The organism is Kitasatospora sp. MBT66 (assembly GCF_000710405.2).
Taxonomy (GTDB): Bacteria; Actinomycetota; Actinomycetes; order Streptomycetales; family Streptomycetaceae; genus Kitasatospora; species Kitasatospora purpeofusca.
The window spans coordinates 49,354-60,234 of record NZ_JAIY01000010.1; the positions used below are offsets into that span (position 1 = coordinate 49,354).

At 73.6% G+C, this 10,881-nt stretch carries 9 protein-coding genes; 8 read left to right on the plus strand and 1 reads right to left on the minus strand.

From position 1 onward, the window contains the following. Positions 1-31: 31 nt before the first annotated feature. Positions 32-1,396 (minus strand): FAD-dependent oxidoreductase, encoded by a 1,365-nt coding sequence (locus BI06_RS24820; RefSeq protein ID WP_043471786.1) that lies wholly within the window; start codon positions 1,394-1,396, stop codon positions 32-34. A gap of 425 nt (positions 1,397-1,821) precedes the next feature. Here BI06_RS24820 and BI06_RS24825 point away from each other — a divergent pair, with 425 nt between their 5' ends. From BI06_RS24825 to BI06_RS24860, 8 genes are all read left to right on the plus strand, one after another. Continuing rightward, positions 1,822-2,925: a hypothetical protein gene (locus tag BI06_RS24825; RefSeq protein ID WP_149030476.1), complete on the plus strand. Its 1,104-nt coding sequence runs from the start codon at positions 1,822-1,824 to the stop codon at positions 2,923-2,925. A 780-nt stretch (positions 2,926-3,705) separates the two neighbouring features. Further along, on the plus strand, positions 3,706-4,794 hold the full coding sequence (locus BI06_RS24830; protein ID WP_043471790.1) for a phytanoyl-CoA dioxygenase family protein: 1,089 nt from the start codon (positions 3,706-3,708) through the stop codon (positions 4,792-4,794). Continuing rightward, a complete protein-coding gene (locus BI06_RS24835; RefSeq protein ID WP_063795019.1) occupies positions 4,791-6,290 on the plus strand; it encodes a DUF6271 family protein in 1,500 nt (499 codons plus the stop codon). Before BI06_RS24830 ends, BI06_RS24835 begins: the two co-directional genes overlap by 4 nt. Then, positions 6,283-7,491, plus strand: coding sequence for a type III PLP-dependent enzyme (locus tag BI06_RS24840; RefSeq protein ID WP_043471792.1), 1,209 nt, complete (start codon positions 6,283-6,285; stop codon positions 7,489-7,491). Before BI06_RS24835 ends, BI06_RS24840 begins: the two co-directional genes overlap by 8 nt. After that, positions 7,492-8,079: a GNAT family N-acetyltransferase gene (locus tag BI06_RS24845; protein ID WP_082558669.1), complete on the plus strand. Its 588-nt coding sequence runs from the start codon at positions 7,492-7,494 to the stop codon at positions 8,077-8,079. Positions 8,080-8,182: 103 nt separating this feature from the next. After that, on the plus strand, positions 8,183-9,436 hold the full coding sequence (locus BI06_RS24850; protein WP_037782311.1) for an MFS transporter: 1,254 nt from the start codon (positions 8,183-8,185) through the stop codon (positions 9,434-9,436). 109 nt (positions 9,437-9,545) lie between these two features. Further along, positions 9,546-9,902, plus strand: coding sequence for a DUF6204 family protein (locus BI06_RS24855; RefSeq protein WP_030397595.1), 357 nt, complete (start codon positions 9,546-9,548; stop codon positions 9,900-9,902). Between the two features lie 124 nt (positions 9,903-10,026). Beyond that, positions 10,027-10,881, plus strand: an 855-nt coding sequence (locus BI06_RS24860; RefSeq protein WP_043471794.1) for a hypothetical protein, incomplete at its 3' end; no start/stop codon positions are given.

Genomic DNA, 10,881 nt, shown 5'->3' on the forward strand with positions numbered 1-10,881 from the left:
CGACTCCGACCGGGGCCGGCCCCGGTCCGGACTACGCCCCGCTGTGCCGGAGCATGTCCTCCCGCTCCACCACCTTGACCCGCTCCCGGCCCTCGGCCTCGCCCAACGCGTGCTCGTGGGCGTCGAGTTCGTACCAGCCCTGCCAGGTGGTGAACCGCACCCCGCGCTCCTGCAGGTACGCCGGGACCGCCTCCGGGTCCGGCTCGACCGCGCCCGGCAGCCGCCCCTCGGCCTGGTCGGCGAGCAGGCAGGCGACGGTCTCGTTGGCGTCGCCCTTGGTGTGCCCGATCAGGCCGACCGGCCCGCGCTTGATCCAGCCGGTCACGTACACCGCGTCCTGGTGCGAGCCGTCGGCGGCGAGCACCCGGCCGGCCGCGTTCGGCACGGTGCCGGAGACCGGGTCGAACGGCAGCTTGGGCAGCTCGTCGGAGTAGTACCCGATCGCCCGGTAGATCGAGCGGACGTCCCAGTCGGTGAACTCGCCGGTGCCGCGGACGTTGCCGGTGCCGTCGAGCTCGGTGCGCTCGGTGCGCAGCCCGGCGACCTTGCCGTCCTCGCCGAGCACCTCCACCGGGGACTCGAAGAAGTGCAGGTAGAGGCGGTGCGGGCGGTCGCCGACATCCCGGATCGCCCAGTTCTCGATGGTCGAGGCGACCATGTCGACGTGCTTGGCGGCGCGCCGCTCGGCGATCGAGCCCTCGTCGTAGTCGATGTCCTCGGGGGCGACGATCACCTCGATGTTGGGCGAGTGGTCGAGCTCGCGCAGCTCCATCGGGCTGAACTTGGCCTGGGCGGGACCGCGGCGGGCGAAGACGTGCACCTCCAGGGCCCGGTTGCGCTTGAGGCCCTCGTACACGTTCGGCGGGATCTCGGTGGGCAGCAGCTCGTCGGCGGTCTTGGCGAGGATGCGGGCCACGTCCAGGGCGACGTTGCCGGCGCCCAGCACGGCGACCTTCTCGGCCTCCAGCGGCCAGGTGCGGGGCACATCGGGGTGGCCGTCGTACCAGGAGACGAAGTCGGCGGCGCCGTAGGAGCCGTCGAGGCCGATGCCGGGGATGTCGAGCGCGCGGTCGGCCATCGCGCCGGTGGAGAAGACCACGGCGTCGTAGAACCGGTGCAGGTCGTCGAGGGCGAGGTCGCCGGGGTAGTCGACGTTGCCGAAGAGCCGGACCTCGGGCTTGTCCAGCACCTTGTGGAGGGCGGTGACGATGCCCTTGATCCGCGGGTGGTCGGGCGCCACGCCGTACCGGATCAGACCGAACGGCGCGGGCATCCGCTCGAAGAGGTCGATGGAGACCCCGGGCTGCTGGGCGGCGTCGGACTTCAGCAGGGCGTCGGCGGCGTATATACCGGCGGGGCCGGCGCCGACGATCGCGACACGGATCGGGCGGGTCATCTCGGGGCGATCCTCCGGACGGGGGCGAACAGGACGAGGTGGAGCGGCACAGCGGATGGAGCGGCACAGCGGATGGAGCGGCACAGCGGGCGGAGCGGCACGGCCTGGGACGGCAGCGCGTCGAGCGGCACAGCAGGCACAGCGGGCACAGCACACTGCCCGGTGGGGCGGACGGGCGAGGGTGCTCCATGTCCACCCAACCCCGCCGGACCTTGCCACTGTAGGCGGTGTCGATCTATGGGCTCATAGATCGAACCTATGGCCGATCCGGGAACAACGACGGGACCGCACCCGCGCCCGGACCGGTCTCCCTCCGCGCTCCGCCCCGTACGGACAAGGTCCAAAAACCGACGCCCCGCCCCCGCCGCCGTGCCCTAGCCTTTCCACGCACCACCAATGAGGTCTAGACCACAGAGTGGGGAAGCATGAATTCGCTTGTGGGGAAAGCCCGGTGGACCGGGGCACTGGCGGTGGCCGCGGCGCTGCTGCTGACCGGGACCGGCGTCGGGGCGGCGGCCGCCGAACCGGCTCCGGGCGCACCGAACGGCACCGCCGTCGGCTGGCGGGCACTCGGCCTCGCGGTCAGCCCCGAGGGGACCAAGGCGTACGTGGTGGCGGCAGACCGGTCCGGCAGCCGGACCCCGGTCGTCCTGCGGACGGTGGACCTGCGCAGCGGCGCGGTCGTCGCCGAGCTGCCGCTGGCCGAGGACGGCGACGCCGGAAAGCCGGTGGTGAGCCAGGACGGCCGACGGCTCTACGTGGTCGTGGCGGACCGGCTGGTGGCCGTGGACACGGTGGCGGGCACCGTGCTCTCCCGCACCCCCGCCCCCGAGCAGCAGCGCCCGGCCGGCTGGACGCCCGGCGCGCTGACCGGCCTCGCCGTGAGCCCGGACGGATCCAGGGTCTACGCCGGGCAGAACGGCCCGGCCGGCGACGGCCAGGGCGTCCGGCCGGGCCGGGTGCTGGTCTTCGGCACCGACCCGGGCGCCTTCACCGGGACCCTGCCGCTGCGCGGGTACGGCGTGGGCGGGTTCGCGCTCCAGGCGGGCGGGGCCACCGGGTACGTCGCCACGGACCTCGGCGTCGAGCACCTCGACACCACCACGGCCGTGCCGACCCCGCTGCTCCCCGTCGAGCGGCTCGGCGCCACCGGTGAGCTGGCCGCCTCGCCCGACGGCCTGCGGGTCTACGCGCTGGGCATCCAAGCCTCCGCCGGCACGGGGTACGCCATCAGCACCGTCACCAACACCGCGCGGCCGGTCTTCACCTTCGCGACCGCGCCGGCCGACCTCCACTACGTGTCGGTCAGCCCGGACGGCGGGCGGCTCTACCTCCTCAAGGACAGCTGGACGCCGCAGGCCTCGGTGCTCGCCTACAGCACCGCGACCGACACCGCCGTGCCGGGCGAGGCGCTCACCGGCTTCGGCCTGGACGGCGTCTCGGCCGCCGCGGTCGTCCCCGGCGGGCACACGCTCCTCGTGGCCGGGATCCGCGGCCAGGGCTCCTACCTGCGGACCGTCGCGCTCTGATCCCGCTCGCACCGATCCTGCCCGCACCGACGCCGTCCCCTCCGGCCCGCGCCCTGCCGGAGGGGGCGGCCGGGTGCCGGGTGCACGCGTCCCGCGCCCCACCCCTCGCACCCACCTCTCACGCCCCACCTCCTACCTCTCACCGAACCTCCACAGCACCCACGGAAGGGCGCCTCCGAGCCCTCCGCCCGAGGCCACGTCAACCCGTCAACGCCAGACGCCACTTGCCCGATCGGGCAGCAGCAGCCGCGCGAAGGGGCAGCGGGAATCCGGCCCTCCGGAGCGCCGCACCGACCGCCCGTGACCCGACCGGGCGGCGGTTCCGGCGCAGGTCACGCCCGGTCGTCCACCGACGGACGGAGCGCCGATCGGGGTCTCAGGGACGAGGGTTGACACCGCAAGTTGGTCTAGTCCACCGTAGGGGCACACGCGTTTGACGAGGCCGGAACAGCCGTCGGCACTCCTTGTCGGACGAGCAATCCACCCTCATCCCACGCCCCGTCAGGGCCGCCCTCCGCCGCCGCCCGGCCCTGCCCCGCGACCGTCCCTCCGCCTCCGTCTCCGCCGCTCCCTCCGCCGCTTCCTTCACCGTTCGCCCAGCCGTTCATTCAGCCGTTCGCCCAGCCGTTCACTCGGCCGTTCATTCAGCCGTTCGCCCAGCCGTTCACTCGGCCGTTCATTCAGCCGTTCATTCAGCCGTTCCCGACGCCCGTTCCCCGCCGCCCCGGGCACACGGCCACCCACCGATCCGACGCCCCGACCCGACCTTGGAGTGACGTGATGCCGAAGCCCGACGGGTACCTGTATCGAGCCGCTTCGGAGCGCCCGTACTTCAGCAACGACGGCGAGGCCTACCTCGCCGCCACCGCGCTGAGGGACATCGAGAAGCAGCGCCCGTTGCGCGTCCTGTCGGAGGAGCAGTTCGCCTTCTGGCAGACGTACGGCTACGTCGTCGTGCCGGAGGCGATCGCCCCCGAGGCCGCGCGCAAGCTGCTCGACTTCGCCTGGTCGTTCCAGGGCCTCGACCCAGAGCGGCCCGAAACCTGGTACGAGGAACGGGACTTCCGGGACGAGCTGGACCAGCACCTGCACATCTACGGCTTCGTCGAGGCCTACCAGCACCAGCTCATGTGGGACAGCCGGCAGGCCCGCCGGGTCTACGACGCCTTCGTCGACGTCTGGGACTGCGAAGAGCTCTGGGTCACCCTCGACCGGCTCAACCTCAACCCGCCGAACGTCAGGAACCGCGACCGCGCGCTGATCGAGCCCACCGACAAGGGCTTCGACATCGAGCTGCACTGGGACGTCGACTCCACCGCCGGGATGCTCCCCCAGCGCGTGCAGGGCATCATCGCCCTCAACGACACCGCGCCGGACCACGGCGGCTTCCAGTGCAACCCCGAGCTGTTCCGCCGGTTCAACACCTGGCAGGCCACCCAGCCGGCCGACCGCGACCCGATCCGTCCGGCCGTCGACCGCGACGAGTTCCCGGTCGTCCGGCCCGAGTTGAAGGCCGGAGACCTGCTGATCTGGAACGGCATGCTGGCGCACGGCGTGGCCGCCAACACCTCGGCGAACGGCGTCCGCTCCGTGCAGTACCTGTCGATGATGCCCGCGCTGGAGGAGCACACCGAGCTCCGCGAGTCGCGCATCGGCTCCTGGCGCGACCGCTCCACGCCGACCTGGAACCGCACTCTGGTCGGCGACCACCGCGAGCACGAGTCGCTGCGCTACGGCTCGGCCGAACTCACCGGCCTCGGCGCCAGGCTGCTCGGCCTGGAGTCCTGGCACACGGCCGACAGCGAGGCCGACCCCACCGCGGTCGCCGCCACCGCCACCACCTCCGATCCCGGGAAGGGCGAGGAATGACCGTCGACCTCGCCGCACCCGGCATCTGCCTCGCCCTGCCCACCAACCGGGCCTGCGCCCCCGCCATCGCCGACGTAGGCGCCGAAGCCGTCTGGGCCGCGCGCCAGTTCGGCGTCCGGGTGCACCTGCTGATCCTCGACTCGGCGGACGCCGCGACCCGCGCCGAGCACGAGAAGGCCGTCGCCGACCTCCCGGCCGTCGCCGGTGTCCTCGTGCACCACTTCGACGAGCAGCAGCAGCGCGCCTTCCTGCGGTCCGTGATCGACCGGGCCCGCACCGCGACGCCCGCCCCGGCCGCGACGCCCGCCCCGGCCGCGACGCCCGCCCTGGCCTCGGCGGCCGGTGCCGACCGGCTGCTCGACCTGATGCTGCCGGACACCGTGTCCTACGGCGCCTGCACCAACCGGGCGTTCCTGTTCGCCGCCGCGCTCGGCTGCTCCTCGCTGCACCGCCGCGACTCCGACAGCACCTACCAGGAGCTGGACGGCGAACCGGTGTTCCCGATCCACCACGAGCTGCGCTCGATCGGACGGCGCGCCGCCGACGCCGTGCCCGGCGTCACCCACCACACCCTCGACCCGGCGCACGCGGGGAAGCCGGTCGCCCTGGTCGGCAGCTCCTTCATCGGCGAACTCTCGGTCGACCTCGGGGAGGTCCGGGCACTGGACCCGGAGGTCTACGAGGAGGTCGTGGGCCTGTGGGCGGCCACCGGCTCCACCGTCGAGGAACGGCGCAAGCTGGTCGCGGACTCGTTCACCGGCAACGGCACCGACCCGTTCACCCACGACCGCGCCGTGCTCGACCTGCCCGACATCTGGCGGATCGACATGTGCAACATCGCGCTGGACCGCGAGTTGTACGAGCGGGTACCGCTGCCGCCGGCGACCGACACCATCGGCAGCGACTACTTCCTGCACCATCTGGTGCTCAACGCGGAGCTGCCCGGCGTCACCCACAACCGCAACATCGTCAACCACTACACCTCGGAGCGGCGCACCGACGCCGGATTCCTCGCCTACCAGCTGCGGTTCACCAAGTTCCTGCTGTCCATGCTGTACCTCCACCCGGTGTACGACGCGCTCGAGGCGGCCGGCGGGGCGCTGCTCGACGAGGACCACCATGTGCGCCCCGGGGCCGTGGCCGGGTTCGCCCGCCGCGCCGCGGGCGAGGACCGGGCGGAGAACCACCGGCGGCTGGCCGTGCTCGACCGCGCCTACCGCGGGCTCGGCGGGCGCTACGCCGACTTCGCCGACCACCTGCTGCCGCGGCGGGAAAGCCTGTTGGACGAGGCGCAGGCGGACATCGAGGCGTTCGCCCTGCTCGTCGACGCCTGGGGCCCGCTGGTCGCCGCCGCCCGCGCCGTCCCGCCGACGCCGACGCCGACACCGTCGGACGCCGACCTCCTCGCGCCCGCGCCGACGTCCGTCCCCGCACCCACGGGAGCGTCCGGAAGACCCGGCCGACCCACCACCGGCCGGAGTGCCGCCCATGCCTGACCACGGACGCCTGCGCGCCGCCCTGGCCGCCGCCGAGGACGACCGGATCATCTACGACCTCGACGGCATCGAGTCCCAGTACGACGCCCTGCGGCGCGAACTGCCGGACGTCGACATCCGGTTCGCCATGAAGGCCTGCCCGGTGGACGAGGTGCTCGACTGCCTGGCCGCCCGGGGCTCCGGCTTCGACGCGGCCGGACCGCAGGAGATCGTCCAGGCCCTGCGCACCGGCGTGCCGGTCGAGCGGATCCACTACGGCAACACGATCAAGTCCGATCGCCAGATCGCCGAGGCGTACCGGCTCGGCGTGCGCGACTTCGCCACCGACAGCCTGGCCGACGTCCTCGCGATCGCCGAACACGCCCCGGGCGCAAGGGTGTTCTGCCGCCTCGCCACCACCGGCGAGGGGGCGCTCTGGGGTCTGAGCCGGAAGTTCGGCTGCTCGTCGGCGGACGCCCTGCGGGTGCTGGACGCGGCCCGGGACGCCGGACTGGTCCCGGCCGGGCTCTCGGTGCACGTCGGCTCCCAGCAACTCACCTCCGAGGCCTGGCAGCACGCCCTGGAGACGATCGCCTCGGTGCTCGAGGCGGCCAACCGGCGCGGCATCCTGCTGGACCACGTCAACCTCGGCGGCGGCCTGCCCGCCCTCGGCGTGCTGGACCGGCGCGGGGAGCCGCTCGACCCGCCGGTCGACAAGATGTTCGCGGTGATCCGGGAGGGCATGCAGCGGCTGCGCGAGATCTCCGCGGCGCCGCTCGGCTTCCTGCTGGAGCCGGGCCGCCACCTGGTCGCCGACCACGGCGCGATCCGGGCCCAGATCACCCGACTGACCGACCGTCAGCAGTTGGACGGTGAACGGGCGTACTGGCTCTACCTGAGCTGCGGCAAGTTCAACGGCCTGTACGAGATGGACGAGTTGCGCTACCGGCTGGAGTTCCCCACCCACCCGGACGCCGTGACCGTGCCCGCCGTGATCGCCGGACCCACCTGCGACAGCGACGACGCCTACGCCGACGAGGGCGCCGGTGTGCCCGTCCCCCGGGACGCCGCCTCGGGCGACCCGGTGTGGATCCTCTCCTGCGGTGCCTACGCCACCGCCTACACCACGCGGGGGTTCAACGGCTTCCCTCCGCTCCCCTACAGCTGCGTCCGGGCGGGCCGCCCGGACGGCGCGCCCCGCCCCGAGGGAGTACCGCAGTAGATGTCCGCGCACCCGGCCGCCCACGTCCCCATCGCCCAACTCGCCACCTCCCAACTCGGCGACGCTGCAGCACACTCCACCCTCCTCGACGACGAACTCCTCGTCCGCCCGCTCGCCGAGCACGACTGGGCCGAGGTGGTGCCGCTGGAGGCCCGCGCCTATGGCGAGAGCGGCCTCTCCGAGGGCGGCGAGGCCCTGCGCTCGCGCCACCGGGCCGCCCCCGACTACTGCTTCGCGTTCGAGCACAAGGGCGAGTTCGGCGGCTACCTGCTCGCCCTGCCCTACCCGCTCGGCCACTGCCCCGACCTCAGCCGCGCGGAGTCCCCGGCTCCCCTCGGCTCCAGCAATCTGCACGCCCACGACCTGGTCGTCACCGAGCGGCTGCGCGGACGCGGCCTGGCCCCGCGCCTGCTCACCTTCCTCGCCGACACGGCCCGCGACCGCGGGCACACCACCATCTCGCTGGTCGCCGTCCGGGGCAGCGAAGTGCTCTGGGCCCCCCTCGGCTACCTCCCCCACCCCGAGGTGCGGCTCCCCGCGAGCTACGGCGACCGGGCCGTCTACATGTCGATGCCGCTCCACCCCTAGCGCCCGCCCTCCCCGGCGCCGCTCCCCTTCCTCTCCGGTCACGAACGCCCGGTTACGAACCACCGGTTTCGAACTCCCCCACCCAAGAATCGGAATGATGCACATGCTCCGCGTGCGCGACGACTTCCTGCGGGCGCACCTGGCCATCGCAGCGCTGTTCTGCTTCCTCGGCTTCCAGTACGCGACCTGGGTCTCCCGCCTGCCCACCCTGAAGACCGACTTCGAGCTCAGCGACGGCCGGATCGGCCTGCTGCTGATGGCCTCCGGGATCGGCGCGGCCGCGTCCTTCCCGCTCGTCGCCACGATGATGAAGCGGTACGGCTCGCGCACCCTCGCCACGGTCTCCGCGATCGTCCTCGGCCTGGTCCTGGCCGGCTTCACCCTCGCCCCGAACTTCCCCGTCCTGCTGCTGGTCGCCGCCCTGGACGGCGTCGCGGTCGGCTTCCTGAACGTCGCGATGAACGCCCAGGGCGCCGCGCTGGAGGTCCGCTTCGGGCGCACCGCGATGTCCAGGCTGCACGCCACCTTCAGCGCCGGCCTGGGCCTGGCCGCCCTGCTCGCCTCCGGCGTGAACATCGTCACCACCACGCTGTCCGCCCACTTCGCGATCGCGGCCGCCGTCCTCGCGCTGCTGCTCCTGCTGGCCCGGACCGGCATGCTGACGGACGAGCCGCAGTCGACCCCGGCTGCGGAACAGACCGACGAGCGGGCCGCCGAGCAGGCCGGCGGGGCCGCGGACGCGGCGCCGCCGAAGCGCCGCGGGATCCCGCTCCCCTCCCGGATCACCATCTGGATGGGCGTCGCGATGGTCTTCGGCACCATCACCGAGGGCGCCATGAACGACTGGTCCGCCCTCTACCTGAAGAACGTCGTGCACGCCTCGCCCGAGCTGGCCCCGCTGGGCATCGCCGTCATCTCGGTGATGATGGTCGTCGCCCGGCTGTTCGCCGACGGCTGGCGCACCCGCTTCGGGGACGGCCCGATCGTCCGGATCGGCAGCACCGTGGCCGGGCTCGGCCTGGCGCTCGCCCTGCTGGTCGGCGGCGTGGTGCCGGCCCTGATCGGCTTCGCCTGCGTCGGCCTCGGCATCGCCGCCGTCACTCCCTGCGTCTACGTCGCCGCCGCCCGCCAGGGGTCCGACGCCCTGGCACTGGTCGCCGCCACCGGCACCACCGGACTGCTCGCCGGTCCGGCCGTGATCGGCTTCGTCGCCAATGCCACCGGCCTGGCCTGGGGCATGGGCGTGGTCGCGGCCTCGGCACTGGTCGTCGCGCTCTGCTCCACCCGGATCGCCTGGCCCGCCCTCGACAAGTCCCCGGCGCCCACCGCCCCCGACGCCGTCCTGCACGAAGCCTGACCGACCCGCCCCGGCCCCCGACCACCCGGACACCCCGGGCCGGGGGCCGGGGGCCGGGGCACAACAAAACCCTTCGCCCGGCCGCCGCCCCGCGAACTAGGCTCGCCGGATGACCACCCGCACCTTCCGCATCACCGTCCGCGGCGTCTTCGACGGCCTCACCCCCGAGCAGCACGCCGAACTGCAGTCCCGGGCCGCCGAGCACGACATCCTCTTCGCCGCCTTCACCCCCGAGGGCCACCTCAGCTACGACCTGAACGCCCGCGCCGTCTTCACGTTCCGCTACCAGGACACCGGCGAGGCCGAGGAGGACATCCTCGACGCCACCGAGCGCGCGGAGCAGTCGGCGCGCGCCTGGCTCGACGAACGCGGGTACGGCCACAAGAACCTCCGTTCCCAGGCCGAGGACCTCTCCCAGGCCCCGCTCGGCAAGCGGCAGCGCCGAGCGGCCGCCAAGGAACTCTGACCACGACCACGCCCGACCGCCGCACCCACCGCACGCCCGCGCACGACACCCCCGCGCCCGACACTCCGGCGCCCACGTCCGAATCGTTCAAGACGGCCGTCCCCGGCCCGCCTACGGTCGAGTCATGACCCGCACCCGCACCGCACGCCTCACCGGGGACCGCCTCGACGCCGCCGCCGCGTTCCTCTGGACCTCCGGCCGCATCCTCGAACAACGGCGCTTCGCCCACCTGTTCGGCGGCGAGAGCAACCCCGACGGCGACCCGAGCAGCGATCCCGGCGGCGACCCGGCCGGCGTCCTCGCCGCCCTGGACGCCCACCGCACCGCCGACGGCGGCTACGCCTACGGCCTCGAACCGGACGTGCGCGGGCCCGCCGCCCAGCCCATCACCGTCCCGGGCGCACTGCTCGTGCTGGAGGAGATCGGCGCACTGGACGCCGCCCGCGCCCGGGCGGTCTGCGACTGGCTGGCGGGCGTGGCCGCGCCCGACGGCGGCGTGCCCGTCGTCCTGCCGAGCCTGCGCCCCTACCCGCACCCGCCGTTCGTGCCGGTGCCCGAGGAGGACGAACCGCCGGTCGGCGCGCTGCTGTCCACCGGCCAGATCGTCGCCCCGCTGCTCCGCCGGGGCATCGTCCACCCGTGGCTCACCGCCGCCACCGCCTTCTGCCGCACCGCCGTCGAGAACCTCCAGGGGACCCACCCGTACGAGGCGGGCGCCGCGATCCGCTTCCTCGACGCCGCCCCGGACACCGCCTGGGCCCGGCGGGAGGCCGCGCGGCTGGGCGCACTGGTCCACGAGCAGCGGATCGTCCTGCTCGACCCGACCCGGCCCGAGGACGCCCGGATCTCCCCCGGCTACGCACCGGGCGAGTACCACCTCCCGCACGACTACGCCCGCCGGCCGAACAGCCTGGCCCGCCGCTGGTTCACCGCCGCCGAACTCGCCCGCGGGCTCGACCACCTGGCCGCCGAGCAGCAG

Bases quoted from the DNA above. Each gene is read 5' to 3' on its own strand.
- BI06_RS24820 (WP_043471786.1), bottom strand. From the start codon at position 1,396: ATGACCCGCCCGATCCGTGTCGCGATCGTCGGCGCCGGCCCCGCCGGT.
- BI06_RS24825 (WP_149030476.1), top strand. From the start codon at position 1,822: ATGAATTCGCTTGTGGGGAAAGCCCGGTGGACCGGGGCACTGGCGGTG.
- BI06_RS24830 (WP_043471790.1), top strand. From the start codon at position 3,706: ATGCCGAAGCCCGACGGGTACCTGTATCGAGCCGCTTCGGAGCGCCCG.
- BI06_RS24835 (WP_063795019.1), top strand. From the start codon at position 4,791: ATGACCGTCGACCTCGCCGCACCCGGCATCTGCCTCGCCCTGCCCACC.
- BI06_RS24840 (WP_043471792.1), top strand. From the start codon at position 6,283: ATGCCTGACCACGGACGCCTGCGCGCCGCCCTGGCCGCCGCCGAGGAC.
- BI06_RS24845 (WP_082558669.1), top strand. From the start codon at position 7,492: ATGTCCGCGCACCCGGCCGCCCACGTCCCCATCGCCCAACTCGCCACC.
- BI06_RS24850 (WP_037782311.1), top strand. From the start codon at position 8,183: ATGCTCCGCGTGCGCGACGACTTCCTGCGGGCGCACCTGGCCATCGCA.
- BI06_RS24855 (WP_030397595.1), top strand. From the start codon at position 9,546: ATGACCACCCGCACCTTCCGCATCACCGTCCGCGGCGTCTTCGACGGC.